Here is a 22,142-nt window from a genome sequence, read left to right as displayed (position 1 = left end):
GAACTTTCATCTGCTGCGTGTCCCGGCATGGTTATGAAGTTCGGTTGAATAGCACTTGGATCAATTGATCCAACTGAACTTTGTCCCCGGGGTCCAATTCCCTGCGGACAGCCCGGGCCACTTTCGCTGTGGCCTCCTCAAATGCCTTCCTTCCGGAATCGTCGAGCGTCACCTCTCCAGTTGAACCGCTAGGTATGTACTTGTCGTAAACACGATTCCACTCGCCCAGTGCTTGAATCACGGGAGCTTCTGCCCAAACGGCCACTTTTGATCGAGTTTGTGCCTCGCCCTCAGGTTCTACCTCGCCAGATGTGAAGCGCGCCAGCAACTGCATAACAAGTGAGGCGTACGCGTCCTCCTGCCTCTGCTTCCGGCTCTTTGTCCGCTCACTTTGCCAAGAACTTACCCCTGTGGCGACACCGAAAAGGGCCAGTCCCGCAACGACTATGGCCCCCGCTGCTTGAACGAAGGGGCCTTCGTTTCGGCCGGACAGGCCAGCGTAGACGAAGGCGGCTGCCCCAAGGATAAAGGCGGCGTAGGACAGTATCACAGCTTGAGTGCGCACGCTTAGACGATACACAGAATCGCGCGGGCCCTCTCTGCTCCCTCCTAAGCAGGCGGAGAATGCTAGGCAGAAAACTGGCCGGTGAGGACTTTCTCTACTGACTCAAGCGCGCCTCCGGCGCGAGCCGGCGGGCCTTCGGCCCGCCGCCGTGCCGGGCGTGCGGCCTGCGGCCGTTCCGGGCGCGGCGGCGAACCTCGACCCAACCGGCAGACCAAAAGGAGCGACGCCCAGGACCTCATCCCGAGCGTCGCTCCCTTCGCCATGCAGCTACGTGATTGCCACCGTGCGATAAGTAGGCTGGCAGTATGCGCGTCCAACTCCTGTACTTCGACGGGTGCCCGAACTGGCAGGTGGCCGACGGCCGCATCCGTGAAGCGCTGGAAACCCTAGGCATCCACGTCGACGTGGAGAAGGTCCTGGTGACCACCCCCGAACAAGCTGAACAGTGGAGCTTTCGTGGCTCGCCGTCGATCCTTGTCGACGGTGAGGACCACTTCGCCGAGCCAGGCGCGCCGGTCGGGCTGTCGTGTCGGCTGTATCGGACACCAGATGGCGTGGAGGGTTCTCCCACAGTTGAACAGCTAGTCCAGGTCCTATCTGGGACATAGCGCCAACGAAACATCGACGGAACTGCAGCCGAGATGGCCTTGCTGGCTCGGAGCAATGACGTGAGCAAGGCCGGTGGTCCAGAAGTGAAGTTGGGCGGACACGCCGCCGCGCGAATACGTCACCTTCACGCCTCCGACCCTCCGCTTCACTCTCCGCCCACCTCCGGACCGCATCAAGGGCGCTCCGCGTCACTGCGTGATGGACTCCGTCCACCCTTGACCCGGCCACTCCGGCAGGCTCCTCTGCCCCGCTACAGGGTCGGTGGCTAGATCCGGCCAGCCCTCCACTTACGCCTCCTCTTTCGTCCAGAGAAGGACCGATCCAGCCCGAGTCGGCTCCGCACATGCACGCGAAGACCGTTGGAAACACAGGGAATCCGAGTCCCAGCAGTACCCAACCGAGGAGCCCCGCAGGGAAACAGGTGGTTGAGGGTTCGAGTCCCTTCGCCAGCTCCACTGGCGCGGGACCGGCCGGAGGATCAGCGGCCGGCCAGCCAGGCGTTGATCGAGTCCTTCAGCGGGCCCTCCTGCTCGCCGACGAGGATGACCCCGCCCTCGCCCGTCGACGAGGTGGCGGTGACTCCCTTCGTCCCGCCGTCGGCACCGATGATGACGTCGACCTCGCCGCGGTCGACCGCGGCGGCCAGGGCGTCGAGCTCGCCGACCTGCCAGCTCGGGTGCGCGCCGATCGACTCGGCGTAGTCGCCGACGGCCTCGGCCGCCGGCCCGCTCACCTCACCGCTGTCCTCCGGCACGGCGAGCGGGGGGTTGGCGACGACGCCGACGGTGAGGACCCCCGTGCTCTCGGCGCGGTCGAGGCCGGAGCCGGGGTCGGAGCAGCCGGCCACGAGGAGCAGCGGCAGCAGGGCCATCGCGAGGAGTCGGCGCATGGCCCCCATGATGCCTGCCTACGATGGGCGACGTGCGTGCGTCGACCCGGCAGTGGCTCAGGGCGCACAGCCACGTCCACACGGACTTCGACGCGACGACCCTGGTCGAGCACCTCCGGGCGAAGGGGGAGACCGTCGCCGTCGTCATCCCCGCCCGCGACGAGTCCGCCACCGTCGGCGACGTCGTCACCGGCCTGCGCCGCGAGCTCGTCGAGCAGGTGCCACTCGTCTCAGAGCTGGTCGTCGTCGACTCCGACTCGACGGACGACACCGCGGCCGTCGCCGCCGACGCCGGTGCGACTGTGCACCGGGCCGCCGACATCGCGCCCCACCTCGGCGCCCACCCGGGCAAGGGCGAGGCGCTGTGGAAGTCGCTCTTCGTCACCTCCGCCGACCTGCTCGTCTTCGTCGACGCCGACCTCACGCAGTGGTGGCCGCATTTCGTCACCGGTCTCGTCGGGGCCCTCACCGCCGACCCCCGCACCCAGCTCGTCAAGGCTGGTACGACCGGGTCATGGACGTGCTCGGCCGGGCACCCAGCACCGAAGGGGGCCGGGTCACCGAGCTCGTCGCCCGCCCCGTCATCGACCTGTGGTGGCCCGATCTCGCCGGCGTCGTCCAGCCCCTGGCGGGGGAGTGGGCCGCCCGCCGCTCGCTCATGGAGTCGCTGACCGTGCCGACCGGCTACGGCGTCGAGATCGCCTCGCTGCTCGACACCCACACCCGCCACGGTCTCGACGCGATCGCCCAGGTCGACCTCGGCTGCCGGGCCCACCGCCACCAGCGCGACCACGACCTGGCCGTCATGGCTGCCGAGCTGCTCGCCGTCGTCCACGCCCGCCGCCACGGCGAGCCGGTCGACGTCACCATCGCGAGCGAGACGCTCGAGCAGTTCACCCGCGAGGGCGGCTGGCGGACTCGGGCGCTCCCCCTTCGTCAGCGACCACCGGCGGCCACCCAGCCCGGCTACCCCGCAGGAGCCCGATGAGACTCGGCCGCCACACCTTCGCCGACGACGCGATGCTCGTCATGGCGATCGTCAACCGCACGCCCGACTCCTTCTACGACAAGGGCGCGACCTTCGCCGAGGACAAGGCGATGGAGCGAGTCGACCTCGTCGTCGAGCAGGGCACCGACATCGTCGACATCGGCGGGGTCAAGGCCGCGCCGGGCGGGGACGTCGATGTCGCCGAGGAGATCGATCGGGTCGCCGGGCTCGTCGCCCGGGTCCGCGCGGCGCATCCGCAGCTCGTCATCTCCGTCGACACGTGGCGAGCGGAGGTCGGCGAAGCCGTCTGCGCCGCAGGCGCGGACGTGCTCAACGACGCGTGGGGCGGAGCCGACCCGGGCCTCGTCGACGTCGCCGCCGCGCACGACGTCGCGATCATCTGCACGCACACCGGCGGGGTCGAGCCGCGGACGCGGCCCTTCCGCACCGGCTTCGAGCGCGACGTCGTCGCCGACGTGCTCGACGGGGTCCTCGGGTACGCCGAGCGGGCGGTCGTGGCCGGCGTCGCACGGGAGTCGGTGGTCATCGACCCGGCACACGACTTCGGCAAGAACACCCACCACACCCTCGAGGTCACCCGCCGCCTCGACGAGATGGTCGAGACCGGCTGGCCGGTGCTCGTGTCGTTGTCCAACAAGGACTTCGTCGGCGAGACCCTCGATCGCCCCGTCGACGAGCGACTCATCGGCACGCTCGCGACGACCGCCGTCTCCGCGTGGCTCGGCGCGCGGATCTACCGCGTGCACGAGGTCGCCGAGACCCGCCAGGTCCTCGACATGGTCGCCACCCTGCGCGGCGAGCGTCCGCCGGCCCGCACGATCCGAGGGCTCGCATGAGCGGGGTGAGGAGCGAGGGCACGAGCGAGGGACGAGCCGCGCCCGCAGGGAGGGACCCTTCTCGGTCGACCAGCATGAGCATCACCGCCGCCGTCGTCGTCCCCGCTGCCCCGGCGCTGCTGCCCGGCATCGGCGGCACCGCCGACCCGCTCGCCGACCTGCGTGAGCGGGCCGCAGCCCTCGTCGCCGACACCGCCACGGCGAAGGGGGCCGACCGTCTCGTCGTCGTCGGCTCGGGTACGACCACCCGTGTGTGGCCCGGCGACGCGCCCTCGGGTGCTGCGCGCTTCACGACCGGCCGCGTCCCCGACGGGGCGCTGCCCTCCGACCTCGAGATCGGGCGCCTGCTCGCCTCCTCCACGGGGGGCGAGATCATCCTCCACTCGGTCTCCGCCGACGCCTCGCCGCAGGAGTGCGCGGCCCTGGGCACCACCCTCGCCGCCTGCCCGTCGACGCTGCTGGTCGTCGTCGCCGACGGCCCGGCGACGCTCACCGACAAGGCACCGGGCCATCTGCAGCCGGACGCGGCTCCCTTCGCCGAGGGGCTGGCGCGCGCGCTCGCCGCCGCCGACACCACCGCCCTGGCCGCCCTCGACCCCGCGACGTGCGACCGGCTGTGGATGCGCGGTCGGGCCGCCCTGCAGGTCCTCGCCGCCGCGACCGACGGTCTGGCCGGGGAGCTCGTCGCCGAGGAGTCACCCTTCGGCGTGCAGTACCTGCTTGCCCGCTGGGCCTGAGGGGTCACACCTCGAGCTTGAAGCCCTCGTGCGTCGTGACGTAGCCGAGCCGCTCGTAGAAGCGGTGCGCCTCGGGGCGCCGCTTGTCGCTCGTCAGCCGCACGAGCGTCACGCCGCGGGCCCGGGCCGCATCGCACCGCCGCGGCTCAGGCCGGGCACGAAGGTCAGCTGCAGCGTCCCCACCGGCGCGCCCTGGTGATGCGGTCCATGGGTCTCCTCGGTGGTGCCGTCAGTGGCGGCGCGAGACGATCTCGACGACCTGGATGGCGCGGTCGGGCCCCGCGCCCAGGGCCTTGGCCCGGGCGAGGTACTCGCGGGCGGCGTCCTCGAGCAGCGACGTCGCGGCCGCGCTCGCGGAGCTCGGCCGGTCGGCCACCCGGGTGCCACCCCCCGCGCCGGGTGACGACGAGCCCGGCGGACTCGAGCTCCCGATAGGCGCGCGCGACCGTGCCGGTCGCCAGGCCGAGGTCACCGGCGAGCTGCCGCACGGACGGCAGGCGTTCGCCGGTGACGAGCTGGCCGGTCTCGATGAGCAGGGTCAGCTGGCGGCGCACCTGCTCGAAGGGGGGAGTCGGGTCGACGAGGTCGATCGTCACGACGTCGCTCACAGCGGCACCCCCACGGTCGAGCGGTCGGAGCTGCCCGGCGGCGCCTGACCCGGCCGCAGCCGCGGGCCGGTGCATAGCGCGGCGAAGGTCCCGATCGCCGCCACCGCCGACACGAGCGCGCCCGCGCCGAAGGTGAGCTGGAGGGCTCGCGTCGACGAGGTCGCGCAGGTGCCGCCGGAGTGCGCAACCGTCATGAGCAGAAGCAGCGGTACGAGGGTCGCCCAGCACACGAGCGCGACGGTGAGCAGCACCGACCGCGTCGACCAGCGTCGCAGGGCGTCGTCGACGTCGGCTCCCTCGGCCCCCCGGGCGGGGCGGACGACGATCGTGCGGCAGGTGACCGCGGCGGCCACCAGACCGACGAGGAGGGCAACGGCGATCGGGATGGCGTAGTAGCTCCCGGGCCACGGGCCGCGGACCGTCGTGGCGTCCCCGCACACCGTCGTCAGCGCGCGCCCGGCCCGGCCGAGGTCGTCGGGCGAGCCCATGGCCGTGCCGACGACGAGGGTCGTGGTGAGCGCGGCGACCGCGATCGTCGCGAGGGCGAGGGGGCCGGCGCCGATGAGGTCGCGCACCCGGCGTGGTCGGGCCACCGCGGTGCGCGTGAGCGTCGTCTGCCGCGGGCTGCGCAGCTCGCCGACGCACATGACCAGGAGCAGGGTCATACCGCCGACCGCCGGAGCGAGGGCGGCGACCCGCCCCAGCGAGACGCCGGCGAGGGCGAAGAGCGCGACCGTCACGACGAGCGCGAGGGCGACGCCCCAGGCGAACCACCGGGTCGAGCGACGGTGCACCTGCATCACGGCCGCGTGCTGCGGCACCGTGAGCGGAGCGCGCGTGCGGGTGAGCAGCCACCCGACGAGGGCGACGCCGAGCGCCGCCACCAGGAGGAAGGGGAGGACGAGCGCGATGGCCATGGCCAGCTCCTTGTATCAGGTGAGTGTGACAAAGAAAGACTCGTCCTCCCTTCGGCTTGTGTCAAGCGTGTGTGACAAGTCGTCGCCTGCCGATCCGTGGACGCAATGGCCTGCATCGCGCACGGATTCGTATCATCTATCCAGTGACCGGGACCCGACAGCTGCACGACATCGGGCGGCGTCGCGCCTACGCCATCTGGGGCGCCGGCCTCGCCGTCTACGTCCTCGCCGTCTTCCACCGCACCTCGCTCGGGGTCGCAGGGCTGCTCGCGGCCGACCGCTTCGACATCAACGCCAGCCAGCTGGCGACCTTCACGGTCCTCCAGCTCGCCGTCTACGCCGGGATGCAGGTGCCCGTCGGGGTGGCGCTCGACCGCTTCGGCTCGCGCATCCTCATCATCAGCGGGCTGGTTTGCATGACTGCTGGCCAGCTGTGGTTCGCCGCCGCCGACAGCTTCGCCATGGGTCTGGGAGCCCGGGCCCTCATCGGCGCCGGCGACGCGATGGTCTTCACCGCCGTGCTGCGCCTCGTCGCGCTGTGGTTCCTCGTGCGGCAGGCGCCGGTCATCACCCAGCTCACCGGCATGGTCGGCCAGATGGGCGCCGTGGCCGCAGCCGTCCCGCTGAGTGCCGCGCTGCACGGCTTGGGCTGGACCCGCACCTATACCCTCGCCGCCTCGCTCGGCGTCATCCTCCTGTTCGGCGCCTTCGCGGTCATCAAGGACTCGCCCTACGAGCGCGGCGAGGTCGAGCGGATCAAGCTGCGCGCCCTGCGGCACAGCCTCACCGAGGTCTGGCGTGACCCGGGCACCCGGCTCGGTCTGTCGGTGCACTTCACCTCGCAGTTCGCGCCCACGGTCTTCGCGCTGCTGTGGGGCTACCCCTTCCTCGTCTCCGGCCAGGGGCTGAGCCCGACGACCGCATCGGCCCTGCTCACCCTGATGACCTTCGTCGCGCTCGTGGCCGGCCCGACGATCGGTCGCTGGACGGGCCGCAACCCCTACTACCGCTCGGTGGTTGCCCTGGGCGTCGTCGGGTCGATCGCCCTGGTGTGGGCGGTCGTCCTGGCCCTTCCCGGCCGTTCGCCGCTGTGGCTGCTCGTCGTGCTCGTCGCCGTCACCGCGGTGGGCGGACCCGGCTCGATGATCGCCTTCGACCTCGCCCGCAGCTTCCACCGCAGCGACCGGCTCGGCCGGGCCTCGGGCGTGGTCAACATGGGCGGCTTCGTCGCCTCGCTCGTGACGATGGCGCTCATCGGCCTCGTCCTCGACCGCCTAGCCCCCGGCGGTCCGGACACCTACACGCTCGACGACTTCCGCATCGCGATGAGCGTCCAGTTCCTCCTGTGGGGCTTCGGCGCGTGGATGATCTGGCGCTACCGCCGGCGCAGCCTCGATCGCATCGCGCAGAGCCCCGGCGCCTTGGACGCCCTGCGCTCCGGCGAGGCCCTCCTGCCCGGCATCTCCCGGGACCACGAGGACTGACGGCCGAAGGGGGTCAGAGCCCCGCGAGCAGCTGGCGCGAGATGACGAGCCGCTGGATCTGGTTGGTCCCCTCGAAGATCTGCGTCACCTTGGCCTCGCGGAAGTAGCGCTCCACGGGGAAGTCCTGGGTGAAGCCGGCGCCACCGAGGACCTGGATCGCGTCGGTCGTCACCCGCATCGCCGCGTCGGTCGCGACGAGCTTGGCCACGGCGGCCTCCTTGCCGAAGGTGCGGCCCGCGTCACGCAGCCGCGCGGCGTGCAGGTAGGTGGCGCGGGCGCTCGTCACCGCGGCCTCCATGTCGGCGAGCAGGAAGGCCAACCCCTGGTTGCTCGCGATGGCCCGGCCGAACTGCTCGCGCTCGGTCGCGTAGCGGGCCGCAACGTCGAGGGCGGACTGGGCCAGGCCGGTCGCGACCGCGGCGATGCCGAGCCGTCCGGCGTCGAGGCCGGCCAGCGCCATGGGCACACCGCGCCCGAGCTCACCGATCTGGCGGTCACCGCTCACCGGCGCGTCCTCGAAGATCACCTCGCGCACGGTGTCGCCGTGCAGGCCCATCTTCTTCTCCGGGGTGCCGAAGGACAGGCCCGGCGCGTCGGCCGGCACGACGAAGCAGCTGACGCCCCGACCGCCGTCGTCGCTGGTGCGGGCGAAGGTCGTGTAGTAGTCGGCGTGGCCGGCGTGCGAGATCCACGCCTTGCGCCCGCGGATGCGCCAGTCGTCGCCGTCCGCGGTGGCCCGGGTCGTCATCGCCCCGATGTCGGAGCCAGCCAGGGGCTCGGAGAGGGCGTAGGCGCCGAGGGTCTCGCCGGAGAGCATGTCGGGCAGGAGCGCCTGCTGCTGCTCGGGGCTGCCGTAGGTGTGCACGGCGTAGGCGGTCAGGGAGTGCACCGAGACCCCGACGGCCACGGCCGCCCAAGCGCTCGCGATCTCCTCGACCACCTGCAGGTAGACCTCGTAGGGCTGTCCGCCCCCCACCGAGCTCCTCGGGGTAGGGCAGCGAGAGCAGGCCCGCCCGCCCGAGGGTGCGGAAGACCTCCCGCGGGAAGACCTCCTCGGTCGCCGCGCGCGCCTCGACGTCGTCGACCTGGGGTCGCAGGGACTTGTCGCAGATCTCCCGCGTGAGGGCGATGAGGTCGTCACCGATCTCCGTGGGCATGAGCCTCGTTGCTGCCATGGGTGCCACTCTATGAGACCGGGATGAGGCCTCGATGAGAGTGCCTTCACCCAGGCCGATCCGGCTGGATATCGGCGATCTGGGCCGCCATGGTGGGAGCCATGACGACCTCACGCACCGCCCTCATCGCCCTCGCCGCCGCCGTCTCTCTCGGCGTCACCGCCTGCGGGTCGGACACCGGTGCCGATGGTGCCGGGTCGACGACGAGCAGCTCCGCGGCGCCGTCGACCACCACGACCGAGAGCAGCTCCGACGACAGCCCGTCGGACGGCAGCTCCTCCGCCGACGACACGAGCAGATCCAGCACCTCCGCGGCAGGCGGTGCGAGCTCCGACGACGTCCTCGCGGCCATCTCGGCGGCCGAGGAGGAGGCGGGCGGCGCCGCCTACGAGATCGACGACCAGGACGACGACGGCAGCTGGGAGATCGACGTCGCCGAGGGCAGCACGAGCACCGAGGTCACGGTGACGGCTGACGGCACCGCCACGGTCGACGACGACACGGACGACCTCGACGACGAGGACCGGGCCGCGATCGAGGCCGCGAAGATCTCGCTCGGCGATGCCATCACCACCGCGCTGAAGCAGGTCGACGGCACCCTCGACGACGTCGAGCTCGAGGAGCAGGGCGGCCGTCACGTCTGGCAGGTCACCATCGACACGACGGACCGTGGTGGCGTCGAGGTCGACGTCGACGTCGAGTCGGGCCAGGCCACGGTCGCCACGGACGACTGATCTCCTCGCGGCCGGTCGCGACAGCCGGCCGTCAGGGACGGTCGTCAGCGGTGACGGTGGCTGGGTGCACGCGCACCTGGGTCGCCTTGACCGAGGCCCACACCCGGTCCCCGGGACGAAGGGGGAGTGCCGCCAGCGCCGCAGGCGTCACCTCCGCACTCATCGCGAAGGGGGAGTCCAACCGGACCCGCACCCGCCCGGCGTGCGCTTCGACGCGCGTGACCCGAGAGCGCCAGACATTGCGCGGCGATCCCTCCGGGTGGTCATCGTGCAGCGAGACCGCGTCGGGGGCGAAGGTCACCCAGCACGGCCCGGCGATCTGGTGCGGTCCGGTGGCGATCTCGACCTCTCCGGCGATGGCACCGCCGCCGGCGCGCCCTTCGGCCCGGAGCAGGTTGACCCCCGCCAGCCCCGCCGTGAAGGCGCTGCGCGGTCGCTCGAGCACCTCGCGGACGCGGCCGTGCTCGACCTGCTCGCCGAGGACGGTGAGCGTGTCGCGCGGCCCGTCGGCGACGGTGAGCACGTCGAGGACGTCGTGGGTGACCAGGAGGACGACGAGGTCCTCGCGCTCGTGGGTGACCTGTGACAGGACCGCCCGCATCGCGGGGGTCGCCTCGACGTCGAGCGCGGCGAGCGGCTCGTCGAGCAGGAGCGCGGCTGGCTCGGCGGCCAGCGCCCGGGCGAGGGCGACGCGCGCGGCCTGACCACCGGAGAGCTGGGCGGGGCGTCGGTCGGCGAAGCTGCTCATCCCGACGACCTCGAGCCAGTGCTCGGCAGCGGCGCGGGACTCGCGCCGCCCCCTGCCCTGGCTGCGCGGGCCGAAGGCGACGTTGTCGCCGACCCCGAGGTGGGGGAAGAGCTGCCCGGCCTGCGACATGAGCACGACCCGACGGCGGTGCGGCGGCAGCCCGTCGAGCGGGCGACCGCCGAGCACGACCCGGCTCTCGTCGGGGCGGGCCAGTCCGGCGACGACGGCGAGCAGCGAGGACTTGCCCGCGCCGTTGGGCCCGGTGATCGCGTGCCGACCGGCGGGCACGTCGAGGTCGACGTCGAGGCCGCGCTGCGCCCACCGGGCGCGCACCTGCAGGCTCATGCTGCGGCCCTGGTCGTGCGCGCGTAGACGGACCCGACGATCACCGTGGCGAGCACGACGAGCACGAGCGAGAGCGCGATGGCGGCGTCCTGGTCGACCTCTCGCTGCAGGTAGATCTCCAGGGGGAGGGTCCGGGTCCGCCCCTGCGCGGACCCGGCGAAGGTGAGCGTCGCCCCGAACTCGCCGAGGGCCCGGGCGAAGGCGAGCACGGAGCCCGACACGAGCCCCGGCCCCACGAGCGGGAGCGTGACGCGGGTGAGCCGGCGCCACGGTCCGGCGCCGAGGGTGGCGGCGGCCTCCTCGTGACGCCGGTCGAGACCCCGCACCGCCCCCTCCAGGGACAGGACGAGGAAGGGGAGCGCGACGAAGGTCTGCGCGAGGACCACCGCGGTGGTCGTGTAGGAGATCGAGATGCCCGCGGCGACGAGGTGCTCGCCGAGCAGCCCGCGCCGACCGAAGGTCGTCAGCAGCGCCAAGCCGCCCACGACCGGCGGCAGGACGAGGGGCACCAGGACGAGCGCCCGCAGCACCGCCTGCCCCCACCACTGCCCGCGGGCGAGCAGCAGGGCGAGCGGGGCCCCGAGGACCAAGCAGAGCGCCGTGGCGATGACCGCGGTGCGCAGCGACAGCAGGAGCGCGGTCACCGAGGCCTCCGACGTCAGCAGCGGCCAGAGGCTGCCGACGTCCACGGAGGTCAGCAGACCGAGCAGCGGGACCACGACGACGAGGATGGCCCCCGCCGCCGGGATCCATAGCCAGGCGGGGGGCCTCACGGGGTGCCGAAGCCCTTGCCCTTGAGCACCTTCTGACCCTCCGGGCCGGTGACGTAGTCGACGAAGGCCCGGGCGTCCTCGGCGTGCTTCGAGTCCTTGAGCGCGGCGATGGGGTAGCTGTTGACGACCGTGTCGGCGCCCTTCGTCTCGACCATCTCGACCTTGTCGCCCGCGCCGGTCGCGTCGGTGACGTAGACGAGGCCGGCGTCGGCCTCGCCCGTGGTCACCTTGCTCAGCACGTCGGTCACCTTGGACTCCTCGCTCGCGGGCTCGAGCGTGACGCCCTGCTGCTCGGTGAGGGTCGCGGTCGCGGCGCCGCAGGGGACCTGCTCGGCGCAGACGACGACGGCCAGGTCGGAGTCCTCGAGGTCCTCCAGCCCGGTGATCTTCTGCGGGTTGCCCGGCTCGGTGATGATCGTCAGGACATTGGTCGCGAAGACCGTGGGCTCGCCCTCGACAGCGTCCTTGACCTTGTCTATGTTGGCCTCGTCGGCGGAGGCGAAGACGTCGAGGTCGGCGCCGTTGGTGATCTGCGAGGCGAGGTCGGAGGACCCGGCGAACTGGAGCTGGACGTCGACGCCCTCGTGCTCCTCCTCGAAGGCGGCCTCGATCTCCTCGAAGGAGGCCGTGAGCGAGGCGGCCGCTGCGACGTTGAGGGTCGTGGTGCCCCCGTCGCCGCCCGACGCAGAGGAGTCCGAGTCGGAGCCGCAGGCCGCAAGGGCCAGGGCGAGTGCGGCGGTGGCGGTGGTGGCGACGATGCGCTTCATGCGGGGCTCCCGGGCGTGCCGATGACGACATTGGTGGACTTGATGGAGGCGACGGCGACGACTCCGGGATCCAGGCCGAGCTCGTCGGCGGCCTCGCGGGACATGAGGGAGACGATCCGGAAGGGTCCGGCCTGCAGGCTCACCTGCGCCATGACCCCGTCCCTCTTGACCTCGGTGACGATGCCGCGCATCCGGTTGCGGGCGGACTCGTCGGTCACCGTGCCGACGGGGGCCGGGTGGGCGATCTCCTCGGCGAGCCGCGCCAGGTCGGTGCCGTCGACGTGGGCCGGGCCGGCTCCCTTCGTCGCGGTGAGGCGGCCAGCGTCGATCCAGCGTCGGACGGTGTCCGGGGAGACGGCCAGCAGCTCCGCCGCCTCTGAAATTCGAATCTGCGCCATGTTGCGCAAAGTATCACCGCATCTGCGGCAAAACCACAGGAAAGTGCAGCCGTATTGGACAAAGAGCGCTGTGGTCGTCGCGACCTCAGGGCAGGTCGAGCGGGCCGAAGGGGGCGGGCTCGCCGATCTTCGCCGTCACCGTGTCGCCGGAGGAGCGGCCGGTGAGCCGGCGCTGCACCCACGGTCCGGCGTAGGTGACCGCCCACCGGGCGCGCTCAGCCCGACGCTGGGTGGCCGGTCGCGACGGCGCCGGGTCGAGGGGAGTGTCCCAGCCCGCCCGCGTCGGCAGGCCGAGCGCCGTCAGCGCCGCCTGGGCCACGCGCTCGTGCCCCGGTGTGCTCAGGTGGATCCGGTCCTCGCCCCACATGCGCGCGTCCTTGACCGAGCGCATGCCCCACAGGTCGAGGACGTGCGCGCCGTGGCGGGCGGCGATGGAGTGGAGGTTGGCCGTGTGCACCGCGTGCCGCGAGCGAAGGGCGGAGAAGAGGCCGGCTCCGCGCGGGTCCGTCGGCGTCGCGAGGAGCACGTCGGCGCCGGCCCCACGGATCCGGGCGACGGCGTCCTCGAGCCGGGCGGCGATCGCGTCGAGGTCGACCCGGGGGCGCAGGATGTCGTTGCCGCCGCCGACCACCGAGACGAGGTCCGGGGTCATCGTCAGCGCCTCGTCGAGCTGCCGCCCGACGACGTCGGCGAGCTTGCGGCCGCGGATGGCGAGGTTGGCGTAGTGCAGCTCCTCGCCGCCGGTGCGCCCGGCGAGCTCCGCGGCGAGGCGGTCGGCCCACCCGATGAAGCGGCCCTCGTGCCGAGGGTCGACGTCGACCATGCCCTCGGTGAAGGAGTCGCCGATCGCGACGTAGCGGCGCCAGGGGTGCTGGGCGGGGGTGGTCGGCTCGGTCACGGCAGGCTCCAGTCGATCGGGTCGGCTCCCTGACGGGTCAGCAGCTCATTGGTCCGGCTGAAGGGCCGCGAGCCGAAGAACCCGTTGCGGGCGGACAGGGGGGAGGGGTGGGCGCTCTCGATGCGTGGCACGTCGCCGAGCGCAGGGGCCAGGTTGCGCGCCTGCCGACCCCAGAGGATCGCGACGAGTGGTCCGCCGCGGCGGGCGAGGGCCTCGATCGCGCGGTCGGTGACCTGCTCCCAGCCGTGGCCCTGGTGGCTGGCCGGTGCGCCGGGGCGCACGGTGAGGCAGCGGTTGAGCAGCATGACGCCCCGCTGTGCCCACGGTGTGAGGTCGCCGTTGCCGGGGGTGGCGACGCCGAGGTCGTCGACGAGCTCGCGGTGGATGTTGAGCAGGGACCGGGGCAGCGGCCGCACGTCCGGCGCCACCGCGAAGGAGAGCCCGATGGCGTGGCCGGGGGTGGGGTAGGGGTCCTGGCCGACGACGAGCACCCGGACCTCGTCGAGCGGGATGGTGAAGGCTCGCAGCACGTGCTCGCCAGCGGGAAGGTAGCCGTGGCCGGCGGCGACCTCGGCGCGCAGGTACTCGCCCATGGCCGCGATCGTCCCGGCGACGGGCTCGAGGGCCTGCGCCCAAGAGGGGTGGACGAGCTCGGTCAGGGGTTGTGCTGGCACCCGCCCAACCTATGCCTGCCGCGGGGACGACGAACCCCCCGGTGCAGGGGACCGGGGGGTTCGTGGATCGGGGGTCGTCAGCAGGTGGCGCTCGTGGGCGGCACCGGGGCGCCGGCGAGCTCGTGCAACTCGATCTTCACGGCGTGCTCGACGAGCGGGGCGAGGAACTCGGGGTGCTGGTTGGTCGGCTCGATGCGCTCCCTGGCGCTCGCGACCATGGCCTCGATGCGCTCGCAGGCGACCTGGGGGTAGCGGACGCACAGGTCCGCGGCCATGTTGGTCATGACGTGGTCCACGTGGATGGTGATCATGGGTCCTCCTCGACTCAAGATGAACACAAGGTTAACACCATGTGGACGCGCGGCCCAAGTGTTTGCCGGGAGGACACCTTCGGGCGTGTCCCTGCCGTCGCCTGGGGGCCTCGCGCCGCGTCGGCTGGCCCTAGAGTGCCTCCGTGCACGGATTCGCTGACGACAACACCTCCCTGGCCGAGCTGGCTCGGATCGTCCTCGACTACTCGAAGGAGCGCCTCGAGCTCGACCCGGTCCCACTCGACCGGCCCCTCACGCCGGCGCAGCTGCAGGAGCGTGCCGGTCAGACGATCACCGCCGAGGGGCTCGGCGGGCAGTCGGCGATGGACCTCTTCGCCGAGGTGCTCGCACCCGCCTGCCTGTCCGTCGACCACCCGCGCTACCTCTCCTTCATCCCGTGCGCGCCCACCGAGGCCGCCGCGATGTTCGACCTCGTGGTCGGCGCGAGCTCGATCTACGCCGGCTCCTGGCTCGAGGGGTCCGGCGCGGTCTATGCCGAAAACCAGGCGCTCCGGTGGATCGCTGACCTCGTCGGCCTCCCCGAGTCCGCGGGCGGCGTCTTCGTCCCCGGCGGCACGATCGGCAACCTCTCGGCCCTCGTCGCAGCCCGTGCCGAGGCGCGCCGCACCGCACCCGCCGGTCAGCGTCCCTTCCGGGTCGCGACCACCCGCGGAGCCCACTCGTCGATCCAGTCCGCCTGCGACGTCATGGACGCCGAGCTCGTCACCGTGGAGCCCGACGAGCGGGGTCGGCTCACCGGCGAGCGGCTGCGCGAGGTCCTCCTCGCCGAGGGGCCGGAGACCTTCTTCGCCGTCGTCGCGACGGCGGGCACGACGAACTTCGGCATCATCGACGACCTGACCTCCGTGGCCGAGGTGTGCCGCGAGCTCGGCATCTGGTTCCACGTCGACGGCGCCTACGGCGGCGCCGGTCTGGCCGCGCCCTCGGTGCGCGACCTGTACGCGGGCATCGAGCACTGCGACTCCTTCATCGTCGACCCGCACAAGTGGCTCTTCGCCCCCTTCGACTGCTGCGCGCTGCTCTACCGCGACCCCGAGGCGGGGCGCCGGGCCCACACCCAGCACGCGGGCTACCTCGACGTGCTCACCGAGGCGACCGACTGGAACCCGACCGACTACTCCGTCGGTCTGACGCGAAGGGCGCGCGGCCTGCCCTTCTGGTTCTCCCTGGCCACGCACGGCACGCAGGCCTACACCGACTCGGTCGAGAAGACGCTGACCGTCGCCGCCTTCGCCGAGGCCGAGATCGCCCGCCGCGAGGGCTTCGAGCTCGTCGGCGAGCGCTTCCTGTCCGTCCTCGTCTTCCGGCGCACGGGCTGGACGGCCGCGGACTACCAGGCCTGGTCCGACCGCATCCTCGACGAGGAGTTCGCCTTCGTCGTGCCGACCAACCACGACGGCGAGACCCTCGCGCGCTTCGCGATCGTCAACCCCCAGACGACGACCGACGACATCGTCGCCATCCTCGACTCGATGGGCTGAGCCTGTGACGGGTGGGGCGAAGGAGGCGCGAGTGACCCCCTTCGCCCTACCTGTCCAGCCGACACGCCGAGGTAATGACAGGCGTGTGATTTCGCCGGTACAGTGCTCGACGTGAACCTCGCAGACCAGACCGCCGCGCCGACCCCCTCGGTCCCGCTCACGGACCGCGACCGCGAGATCCTCGCCTTCGAGCGCCAGTGGTGGAAGTACGCCGGCTCTAAGGAGCAGGCGATCAAGGAGCTCTTCGACATGAGCTCCACCCGCTACTACCAGGTGCTCAACGGGCTCATCAACAACCCGGCCGCCCTCTCCGAGGACCCCATGCTCATCAAGCGGCTGCGCCGCCTGCGCGACCAGCGCCAGCGCACCCGCAGCGCGCGGCGGCTCGGCATCGAGATCTGAGCGCACGCCGCCACGAGGGCCCCGCACGACCACCGGTCGGGCGGGGCCCTCGTGCGTGCACCGGGCGCCCGAGGGTCACGGAAGCGTCACGGATCGTGCCCGGGCCGAACCCGCCGTCGTCCTCTCGCGTCTCACGGTGCAGGGGTGGAGGGGCAGGTGGGCGGCTCCGGTCCGCAGGGGGTACCGGAGCCGCCCACTCGTTGGCACAGTGGGGACCATGACCGACCTCGACTGGAGCACCCCCGACGGGCTGGCGGCGATCGCCGACCACCTGGCAGCACAGGTCGACGGATGGACGCGGCCGACCGCGTGGGCCGTGGCGATCTCGCCCGCCAGCAGCGACCCGGAGTGGGAGCTGCCGCACGTCAACCTCCCCGGCGGTCGCCACGGCCTGGCGGCCGTGGTCCTCGCCACGGTGCTGCGGCACGACGGGTCGACCGCCACCCTCGACGTGTCGACCGACCAGCTCGCCGCCGCCGTCGAGGCCCTCGCGCCGGCCCGGGCCTGCGAGCAGCTCGAGCACCCCAACCTCGCGGCCTGGCAGGGGCTGCTCGCCGCCGCCCGCGACAACCCGGCCCGAGAGCTCGTCGCCGTCTTCGTCGCGGACCTCGACGACCCGATCTCCTCCGACGTCGACGGAGCCATGAGGGCGAGCTTCGAGCACCACCACCCGGCGGTCTGAGGCCGAGGCGGCGGCCCGGGCCCGCCTCGTTTGCACTCGACGGAGGAGAGTGCCAATAATGGCGTTAGCACTCTCCTCGTGAGAGTGACAGTCCTGACCGGTCAGGTGAGGGGCGCGATCGCACGGTGACGTGAGCCGGGTGGTCGCTCTCCGTCCGTCGCGGGCACCCCCGGTCGCACCCTTCGATTCGCGTGGAGGAACCACCCGAATGGCAAAGCTCATTGCTTTTGACGAGGAGGCCCGTCGCGGCCTCGAGCGGGGCATGAACACCCTCGCCGACGCCGTCAAGGTCACCCTCGGCCCCAAGGGCCGCAATGTCGTCCTGGAGAAGAAGTGGGGCGCCCCCACGATCACCAACGACGGCGTGTCCATCGCCAAGGAGATCGAGCTCGACGACCCCTACGAGAAGATCGGGGCCGAGCTCGTCAAGGAGGTCGCGAAGAAGACCGACGACGTCGCCGGTGACGGCACGACGACGGCCACCGTCCTCGCCCAGGCCCTCGTCCGCGAGGGGCTGCGCAATGTCGCGGCCGGCGCCAACCCCATGGCCCTCAAGCGCGGCATCGAGAAGGCCACCGCTGCGGTGTCCGACGAGCTGCTCGCGATGGCCAAGGAGATCGAGACCAAGGAGCAGATCGCTGCCACGGCCTCCATCTCCGCTGCTGACCAGGAGATCGGCGCCAAGATCGCCGAGGCCATGGACAAGGTTGGCAAGGAAGGCGTCATCACCGTCGAGGAGAGCAACACCTTCGGGCTCGAGCTCGAGCTCACCGAGGGCATGCGCTTCGACAAGGGCTACATCTCCGGCTACTTCGTCACCGACACCGAGCGCATGGAGACCGTGCTCGAGGACCCCTACGTCCTCATCGCCAACTCCAAGATCGGCTCGATCAAGGACCTGCTGCCCCTCCTCGAGAAGGTCATGCAGGCCGGCAAGCCGCTGCTCATCATCGCCGAGGACGTCGAGGGCGAGGCCCTGTCGACGCTCGTCGTCAACAAGCTCAAGGGCACCTTCAAGTCCGTCGCCGTCAAGGCTCCGGGCTTCGGTGACCGCCGCAAGGCCATGCTCGCCGACATCGCCATCCTCACCGGTGGCCAGGTCATCTCCGAGGAGGTCGGCCTCTCGCTCGACACCGCCGAGCTCGACCTGCTCGGTCGTGCGCGCAAGGTCGTCGTCACCAAGGACGAGACGACCATCGTCGAGGGTGCTGGCGACCAGGACCAGATCGCCGGTCGCGTCAACCAGATCAAGGCCGAGATCAGCAACTCCGACTCGGATTACGACCGCGAGAAGCTCCAGGAGCGCCTCGCCAAGCTCGCCGGCGGCGTCGCCGTCATCCGCGCGGGTGCGGCCACCGAGGTCGAGCTCAAGGAGCGCAAGCACCGCATCGAGGACGCCGTGCGCAACGCCAAGGCTGCCGTCGAGGAGGGCATCGTCGCCGGTGGTGGCGTCGCGCTCCTGCAGGCGACCAAGGCCGCCTTCGACAAGCTCACCCTCGAGGGTGACGAGGCGACCGGCGCCAACATCGTGCGCGTCGCGGCGGGTGCCCCGCTCAAGCAGATCGCGACCAACGCCGGCCTCAACGGCGGTGTCGTGACCGAGAAGGTCGAGAACCTCCCCGCGGGTGAGGGCCTCAACGCGGCGACCGGCGAGTACGTCGACATGATCGCCCAGGGCATCATCGACCCGGCCAAGGTCACCCGCAGCGCGCTGCAGAACGCCGCCTCCATCGCGGCGCTCTTCCTCACCACCGAGGCCGTCGTCGCCGACAAGCCGGAGAAGGCCGCTCCGGCCATGCCCGGTGGCGACGACATGGGTGGCATGGGGGGCATGGGCTTCTGAGCCCACTCCTGCACCACGCACGAAGGGCGGTTCCCCCGGATCGGGGAACCGCCCTTCGGCGTACCCTTCCTGCATGACGTCACCGCAGGAGCTGGCGGACCGGCTGGGTGCCACGGGTTACCTCGCCGACGAGGACTTGGCCACGGTGGCCTTCCTCGCGCGGGAGATGCAGCGCCCCCTGCTGCTCGAAGGAGCCCCCGGCACGGGCAAGACCGCCCTCGCCGAGGCCCTCGCCGAGCTCGAGGGGACCCCCCTCATCCGGCTGCAGTGCTACGAGGGGCTCGACGCCTCCCAGGCCCTCTACGACTGGGACTTCCCGCGGCAGATCCTCCACCTGCGCACCCTCGAAGCGGTCGCCGCCAGCGGCGAGCTCGACCCGAGCGAGGCGGAGAGCTCGCTCTTCGACGAGCGCTACCTCCTGGAGCGCCCGGTGTTGCGGGCGCTGCGCACCAGCCCGGTCGTGCTCCTCGTCGACGAGATCGACCGGGCGGACGACGAGTTCGAGGCCTTCCTGCTCGAGGTGCTCTCGGGCTGGACGGTGAGCATCCCCGAGCTCGGGACGGTTCGGGCCGCCGTGCCGCCGACCGTCATCCTCACGTCGAACCGCACCCGGGACCTGCACGACGCACTCAAGCGACGCTGCCTCTACCACTGGATCGACCACCCGGGCCTGGAGCGCGAGGTGGCGATCGTCCGCAGCCGCCTCCCCGGCGTCAGCGAGACGCTGGCCCACCAGGTCGTCACCGCCGTCCAGCGACTGCGGACCGAGGACCTCGTCAAGCCCCCGGGTGTCGCCGAGACCCTCGACTGGGTCGCTGCCCTGCAGCGTCTCGGGTCGCCGGAGCTCGACCTCGAGACCGCCGCCCGCACGCTCGGGGCCGTGATCAAGTACCGCGAGGACGCCGAGCGGGTGAGGCAGGCACTGGACCGGGTGCTCGCCCGATGACGGCACCCCCGCACGCCGGCGAGGTCGACGAGATCCTCCTCGCGCTCGCCCACGCGGCGAGGGCAGCCGGGGTCGGGGTGACCCACGACCGGGCCGCGACCTTCCTCGAAGCGGCATCGGTCGTCGGGGCCGGCGACCTCGAGCACGTGCGTCGGGCGGGCCGGGCCACGCTGTGCGCCGGACCGGAGGACCTCCTGCGCTTCGAGCAGGTGTACGCCGAGTGGTTCGCCGGGCGCGACGACCTGCCCCGGCGGGTCGACAGAGAGGAGCAGAGCGAGCTCGTTTCCCCCTTGCCCGAGGACGACGGTGCCGACGACGGGGAAGGGGAGGCCGACGCACTGCACGTGGCCGCGAGCGAGGTCGAGGTCCTCCGCTCCCGCGACGTGGCGGCGATGGGTCCGCGGGACAAGGCCGTGCTCGACCGGATGATCGCGGGCCTGCGGCCGCGGCTGCCGGTGCGTCGCGGGACCCGGCGGACCACGTGGGTCCGTGGGGAGATCGACGTGCGGACCACCCTTCGCTCGATGCTGCGCCAGATGGGGGAGCCGAGCCGGATCCACCACCGGCGGCGAGGGCCGCGCACCCGCCGGGTCGTGCTGCTCGTCGACGTCTCGGGGTCGATGCGACCCTACGCCGACGCGCTGCTGCGGCTGGCCCACGGCATCGTGCGGGCGCCCCGGACCGGTGGCACGGGCGGTGCGGTCGAGGTCTTCACCCTCGGCACGCGCCTCACCCGGGTCACCGAGGCCCTGCGCACCCGTGACCCCGAGCGGGCGCTCGTGCGCGTGGGTGACCGGGTACCGGACTGGTCCGGCGGGACGCGGCTCGGTGAGGTGCTGCGGGTCTTCCTCACGTGGGAGCAGACCCGGCACCTGGCCCGCGGCGCTGTCGTGGTCGTCGTGAGCGACGGCTGGGAGCGCGGCGACGGCATTGAGCTCGCCGACCAGCTGGCCAGGCTGCGCCGGATGTCCCACCTGCTGGTCTGGGTCAATCCCCACCGCGGCAAGGAGGGGTACCGTCCGGTGCAGGTGGGCATCGTCGCCGCGCTGCCCCACATCGATGCCTTCGTCGCAGGACACTCACTGCGGGCGTTCGAGGACCTGCTGGAGGTGTTGGCCGATGCGTGAGGTGCTCACCGAGCTCCTGGACTGGTGGGAGCAGGGACACTCCGTCGGGGTCGGGACCGTCGTCGCGACCTTCCGATCCGCACCGCGGCCGCCCGGCGCCTCGATGCTCGTCGGGCCCGACGGCACCGCTGTCGGGTCGGTCTCCGGCGGGTGCGTCGAGGGTGCGGTCTACGAGCTGGCCCAGGAGGTGCTCCAGTCGGGCTCCCCTGCCCTCCAGCGGTACGGCGTCTCCGACGACGACGCGATGGCCGTCGGCCTGACCTGCGGCGGGATCCTCGACGTGTGGGTCGAGCAGATGAGCCGCGAGACCTTCCCCGAGCTCGACGAGGTGGCCGCCGACGTCCGGGCCGGCCGACCCGTGGCCGTCGCCACGGTCATCGAGCACCCCGACCCCGCCTGGCTCGGGCGGCGGATGCTCGTGCGCCCCGATCAGGAGCCGACCGGCACCCTCGGCTCCGCGCGGGTCGACGCCGCCGTCCGTGACGACGCGCTCGGCCAGCTCGCGCTCGGTCACAACGCCACCCTCGGCTACGGCGCCGACGGGCAGCGCCGCGGGGAGGGTATGCGGGTCTTCGTGTGGGCCTTCGCTCCGCCGCCGCGCATGCTCGTCTTCGGCGCCATCGACTTCGCGGCCGCCGTCGCCCGCGTGGGCTCTTTCCTCGGGTACCGCGTCAGCGTGTGCGATGCCCGGCCGGTCTTCGCGACGCACAGCCGCTTCCCAGCGGCCGACGAGGTGGTCGTCGACTGGCCGCACCGCTACCTGGCAGCTGAGCAGGAGGCCGGGCGGATCGACGGGCGCACGGTCATCACCGTGCTCACCCACGACCCGAAGTTCGACGTGCCGCTCCTCGAGGTGGCCCTGCGCCTGCCCGAGGTCGGGTACGTCGGTGCCATGGGCTCGCGTCGCACGCACGAGGACCGTCAGGAGCGGCTGAGCGCGGTGGGGGTCAGCACGGCGGAGCTCGACCGGCTGCGCAGCCCGATCGGGCTCGACCTCGGGGCCCGCACGCCCGAGGAGACCGCCATCAGCATCGCGGCCGAGTTCGTCGCCGAGCGGTGGGGCGGCTCCGGTCGACCGCTGGCCGAGCGCCAAGGGCGGATCCACCACTCGAGCGAGGGATGAATCCTCACGCGAAGGCGTGACCTCCGGCACGGTCATGGCT

The 22,142-nt window shown here is 72.0% G+C and carries 25 protein-coding genes and 2 pseudogenes; 14 read left to right on the top strand and 13 right to left on the bottom strand.

From position 1 onward, the window contains the following. The first annotated feature begins 870 nt into the window (after nucleotides 1–870). Nucleotides 871–1,173: a DF family (seleno)protein gene (locus B277_RS02540; protein WP_007924834.1), complete on the top strand. Its 303-nt coding sequence runs from the start codon at nucleotides 871–873 to the stop codon at nucleotides 1,171–1,173. A 479-nt stretch (nucleotides 1,174–1,652) separates the two neighbouring features. On the opposite strand, the gene B277_RS02535 is transcribed toward B277_RS02540, so the two are convergent. Continuing rightward, a complete protein-coding gene (locus B277_RS02535; RefSeq protein WP_007924832.1) occupies nucleotides 1,653–2,063 on the bottom strand; it encodes a type 2 periplasmic-binding domain-containing protein in 411 nt (136 codons plus the stop codon). 32 nt (nucleotides 2,064–2,095) lie between these two features. Between B277_RS02535 and B277_RS18270 the strand changes: the two genes are divergently transcribed. The 4 genes from B277_RS18270 (at nucleotide 2,096) to B277_RS02520 (ending at nucleotide 4,645) form a co-directional block, all read left to right on the top strand. Next, nucleotides 2,096–2,734, top strand: coding sequence for a glycosyltransferase (locus B277_RS18270; protein WP_202948405.1), 639 nt, complete (start codon nucleotides 2,096–2,098; stop codon nucleotides 2,732–2,734). Beyond that, a complete protein-coding gene (locus B277_RS18265) occupies nucleotides 2,722–3,051 on the top strand; it encodes a glycosyltransferase family protein (protein WP_007924828.1) in 330 nt (109 codons plus the stop codon). Before B277_RS18270 ends, B277_RS18265 begins: the two co-directional genes overlap by 13 nt. Beyond that, nucleotides 3,048–3,908 (top strand): dihydropteroate synthase, encoded by an 861-nt coding sequence (folP, locus tag B277_RS02525; RefSeq protein WP_007924826.1) that lies wholly within the window; start codon nucleotides 3,048–3,050, stop codon nucleotides 3,906–3,908. The genes B277_RS18265 and folP overlap by 4 nt, the downstream gene beginning before the upstream one ends. A gap of 74 nt (nucleotides 3,909–3,982) precedes the next feature. Next, nucleotides 3,983–4,645, top strand: a complete 663-nt coding sequence (locus tag B277_RS02520) for a class III extradiol ring-cleavage dioxygenase family protein (RefSeq protein ID WP_007924824.1) — start codon at nucleotides 3,983–3,985, stop codon at nucleotides 4,643–4,645. Between the two features lie 4 nt (nucleotides 4,646–4,649). On the opposite strand, the gene B277_RS19695 is transcribed toward B277_RS02520, so the two are convergent. The 4 genes and pseudogenes from B277_RS19695 to B277_RS15680 form a co-directional block, all read right to left on the bottom strand. Next, nucleotides 4,650–4,757 (bottom strand): hypothetical protein, encoded by a 108-nt coding sequence (locus B277_RS19695; protein ID WP_007924814.1) that lies wholly within the window; start codon nucleotides 4,755–4,757, stop codon nucleotides 4,650–4,652. A gap of 117 nt (nucleotides 4,758–4,874) precedes the next feature. Beyond that, on the bottom strand, nucleotides 4,875–5,021 hold the full coding sequence (locus B277_RS19690) for a hypothetical protein (RefSeq protein ID WP_338009722.1): 147 nt from the start codon (nucleotides 5,019–5,021) through the stop codon (nucleotides 4,875–4,877). A 73-nt stretch (nucleotides 5,022–5,094) separates the two neighbouring features. Continuing rightward, nucleotides 5,095–5,328, bottom strand: a pseudogene (locus tag B277_RS19685) (GntR family transcriptional regulator); the annotation flags it as partial. Then, nucleotides 5,250–6,170 carry a hypothetical protein gene (locus B277_RS15680; protein WP_007924795.1) on the bottom strand — a complete coding sequence of 307 codons (921 nt, stop codon included), beginning with the start codon at nucleotides 6,168–6,170 and terminating at the stop codon, nucleotides 5,250–5,252. The pseudogene B277_RS19685 and the gene B277_RS15680, both read right to left, overlap by 79 nt. 143 nt (nucleotides 6,171–6,313) lie before the next feature. Here B277_RS15680 and B277_RS02500 point away from each other — a divergent pair, with 143 nt between their 5' ends. Continuing rightward, a complete protein-coding gene (locus B277_RS02500; RefSeq protein ID WP_007924793.1) occupies nucleotides 6,314–7,654 on the top strand; it encodes an MFS transporter in 1,341 nt (446 codons plus the stop codon). 13 nt (nucleotides 7,655–7,667) lie between these two features. Here the strand turns inward: B277_RS02500 and B277_RS02495 are convergent. Then, nucleotides 7,668–8,829, bottom strand: a pseudogene (locus B277_RS02495) (acyl-CoA dehydrogenase family protein). 101 nt (nucleotides 8,830–8,930) lie between these two features. On the opposite strand from B277_RS02495, the gene B277_RS15675 reads away from it, so the two are divergent. Further along, nucleotides 8,931–9,563: a PepSY domain-containing protein gene (locus B277_RS15675; protein WP_007924789.1), complete on the top strand. Its 633-nt coding sequence runs from the start codon at nucleotides 8,931–8,933 to the stop codon at nucleotides 9,561–9,563. 31 nt (nucleotides 9,564–9,594) lie between these two features. Here B277_RS15675 and B277_RS02485 read toward each other — a convergent pair whose 3' ends face one another. The 7 genes from B277_RS02485 to B277_RS02455 form a co-directional block, all read right to left on the bottom strand. Further along, complete coding sequence (locus B277_RS02485) at nucleotides 9,595–10,656, bottom strand: sulfate/molybdate ABC transporter ATP-binding protein (protein WP_007924786.1); 1,062 nt, start codon at nucleotides 10,654–10,656, stop codon at nucleotides 9,595–9,597. Beyond that, a complete protein-coding gene (locus B277_RS02480) occupies nucleotides 10,653–11,429 on the bottom strand; it encodes an ABC transporter permease (protein ID WP_007924785.1) in 777 nt (258 codons plus the stop codon). Before B277_RS02480 ends, B277_RS02485 begins: the two co-directional genes overlap by 4 nt. Further along, complete coding sequence (gene modA / locus B277_RS02475; protein ID WP_007924784.1) at nucleotides 11,426–12,196, bottom strand: molybdate ABC transporter substrate-binding protein; 771 nt, start codon at nucleotides 12,194–12,196, stop codon at nucleotides 11,426–11,428. The genes B277_RS02480 and modA overlap by 4 nt, the downstream gene beginning before the upstream one ends. Continuing rightward, entirely contained in the window at nucleotides 12,193–12,594 is a 402-nt protein-coding gene (locus B277_RS02470) for a TOBE domain-containing protein (RefSeq protein WP_007924783.1), read from the bottom strand. The genes modA and B277_RS02470 overlap by 4 nt, the downstream gene beginning before the upstream one ends. Nucleotides 12,595–12,679: 85 nt before the next feature. Continuing rightward, nucleotides 12,680–13,492 (bottom strand): SGNH/GDSL hydrolase family protein, encoded by an 813-nt coding sequence (locus B277_RS02465; protein ID WP_007924782.1) that lies wholly within the window; start codon nucleotides 13,490–13,492, stop codon nucleotides 12,680–12,682. Beyond that, nucleotides 13,489–14,166: a uracil-DNA glycosylase gene (locus B277_RS02460; RefSeq protein WP_007924781.1), complete on the bottom strand. Its 678-nt coding sequence runs from the start codon at nucleotides 14,164–14,166 to the stop codon at nucleotides 13,489–13,491. Before B277_RS02460 ends, B277_RS02465 begins: the two co-directional genes overlap by 4 nt. Before the next feature lie 77 nt (nucleotides 14,167–14,243). Further along, nucleotides 14,244–14,477 carry a three-helix bundle dimerization domain-containing protein gene (locus tag B277_RS02455; protein ID WP_007924780.1) on the bottom strand — a complete coding sequence of 78 codons (234 nt, stop codon included), beginning with the start codon at nucleotides 14,475–14,477 and terminating at the stop codon, nucleotides 14,244–14,246. 143 nt (nucleotides 14,478–14,620) lie between these two features. Between B277_RS02455 and B277_RS02450 the strand changes: the two genes are divergently transcribed. The 7 genes from B277_RS02450 to B277_RS02420 all read left to right on the top strand — a co-directional run bounded on the left by B277_RS02450 (nucleotide 14,621) and on the right by B277_RS02420 (nucleotide 22,102). Then, nucleotides 14,621–15,979 (top strand): pyridoxal phosphate-dependent decarboxylase family protein, encoded by a 1,359-nt coding sequence (locus tag B277_RS02450; RefSeq protein WP_007924779.1) that lies wholly within the window; start codon nucleotides 14,621–14,623, stop codon nucleotides 15,977–15,979. Nucleotides 15,980–16,090: 111 nt separating this feature from the next. Next, nucleotides 16,091–16,381 carry a DUF3263 domain-containing protein gene (locus B277_RS02445; RefSeq protein WP_128277277.1) on the top strand — a complete coding sequence of 97 codons (291 nt, stop codon included), beginning with the start codon at nucleotides 16,091–16,093 and terminating at the stop codon, nucleotides 16,379–16,381. Nucleotides 16,382–16,598: 217 nt separating this feature from the next. Beyond that, nucleotides 16,599–17,063, top strand: coding sequence for a hypothetical protein (locus B277_RS02440; RefSeq protein ID WP_007924777.1), 465 nt, complete (start codon nucleotides 16,599–16,601; stop codon nucleotides 17,061–17,063). A 208-nt stretch (nucleotides 17,064–17,271) separates the two neighbouring features. Beyond that, nucleotides 17,272–18,906: a chaperonin GroEL gene (groL, locus tag B277_RS02435; protein WP_007924776.1), complete on the top strand. Its 1,635-nt coding sequence runs from the start codon at nucleotides 17,272–17,274 to the stop codon at nucleotides 18,904–18,906. A 73-nt stretch (nucleotides 18,907–18,979) separates the two neighbouring features. Further along, on the top strand, nucleotides 18,980–19,852 hold the full coding sequence (locus B277_RS02430) for an AAA family ATPase (RefSeq protein WP_007924775.1): 873 nt from the start codon (nucleotides 18,980–18,982) through the stop codon (nucleotides 19,850–19,852). Further along, complete coding sequence (locus tag B277_RS02425; RefSeq protein WP_007924774.1) at nucleotides 19,849–20,979, top strand: vWA domain-containing protein; 1,131 nt, start codon at nucleotides 19,849–19,851, stop codon at nucleotides 20,977–20,979. The genes B277_RS02430 and B277_RS02425 overlap by 4 nt, the downstream gene beginning before the upstream one ends. Next, the gene (locus B277_RS02420; protein WP_007924773.1) at nucleotides 20,972–22,102 is read left to right on the top strand and encodes an XdhC family protein; all 1,131 of its coding nucleotides are present in this window, start codon (nucleotides 20,972–20,974) and stop codon (nucleotides 22,100–22,102) included. The genes B277_RS02425 and B277_RS02420 overlap by 8 nt, the downstream gene beginning before the upstream one ends. Nucleotides 22,103–22,142: the final 40 nt, after the last annotated feature.

It is taken from the genome of Janibacter hoylei PVAS-1 (genome assembly GCF_000297495.1).
Lineage (GTDB): Bacteria > Actinomycetota > Actinomycetes > Actinomycetales > Dermatophilaceae > Janibacter > Janibacter hoylei.
Note: the sequence above shows the minus strand (reverse complement) of the source record. Positions and strands in the feature narration are given on the sequence as shown.

Excerpts from the sequence above, each read along its gene's own strand:
- B277_RS18265 (WP_007924828.1), top strand. The coding sequence starts at position 2,722 with ATGGAGTCGCTGACCGTGCCGACCGGCTACGGCGTCGAGATCGCCTCG.
- B277_RS02420 (WP_007924773.1), top strand. The coding sequence starts at position 20,972 with ATGCGTGAGGTGCTCACCGAGCTCCTGGACTGGTGGGAGCAGGGACAC.
- B277_RS02520 (WP_007924824.1), top strand. The coding sequence starts at position 3,983 with ATGAGCATCACCGCCGCCGTCGTCGTCCCCGCTGCCCCGGCGCTGCTG.
- modA (WP_007924784.1), bottom strand. The coding sequence starts at position 12,196 with ATGAAGCGCATCGTCGCCACCACCGCCACCGCCGCACTCGCCCTGGCC.
- B277_RS02455 (WP_007924780.1), bottom strand. The coding sequence starts at position 14,477 with ATGATCACCATCCACGTGGACCACGTCATGACCAACATGGCCGCGGAC.
- groL (WP_007924776.1), top strand. The coding sequence starts at position 17,272 with ATGGCAAAGCTCATTGCTTTTGACGAGGAGGCCCGTCGCGGCCTCGAG.
- B277_RS02535 (WP_007924832.1), bottom strand. The coding sequence starts at position 2,063 with ATGCGCCGACTCCTCGCGATGGCCCTGCTGCCGCTGCTCCTCGTGGCC.
- B277_RS02485 (WP_007924786.1), bottom strand. The coding sequence starts at position 10,656 with ATGAGCCTGCAGGTGCGCGCCCGGTGGGCGCAGCGCGGCCTCGACGTC.
- B277_RS02540 (WP_007924834.1), top strand. The coding sequence starts at position 871 with ATGCGCGTCCAACTCCTGTACTTCGACGGGTGCCCGAACTGGCAGGTG.
- B277_RS02470 (WP_007924783.1), bottom strand. The coding sequence starts at position 12,594 with ATGGCGCAGATTCGAATTTCAGAGGCGGCGGAGCTGCTGGCCGTCTCC.
- B277_RS15675 (WP_007924789.1), top strand. The coding sequence starts at position 8,931 with ATGACGACCTCACGCACCGCCCTCATCGCCCTCGCCGCCGCCGTCTCT.
- B277_RS02440 (WP_007924777.1), top strand. The coding sequence starts at position 16,599 with ATGACCGACCTCGACTGGAGCACCCCCGACGGGCTGGCGGCGATCGCC.
- B277_RS02425 (WP_007924774.1), top strand. The coding sequence starts at position 19,849 with ATGACGGCACCCCCGCACGCCGGCGAGGTCGACGAGATCCTCCTCGCG.
- folP (WP_007924826.1), top strand. The coding sequence starts at position 3,048 with ATGAGACTCGGCCGCCACACCTTCGCCGACGACGCGATGCTCGTCATG.
- B277_RS02430 (WP_007924775.1), top strand. The coding sequence starts at position 18,980 with ATGACGTCACCGCAGGAGCTGGCGGACCGGCTGGGTGCCACGGGTTAC.
- B277_RS15680 (WP_007924795.1), bottom strand. The coding sequence starts at position 6,170 with ATGGCCATCGCGCTCGTCCTCCCCTTCCTCCTGGTGGCGGCGCTCGGC.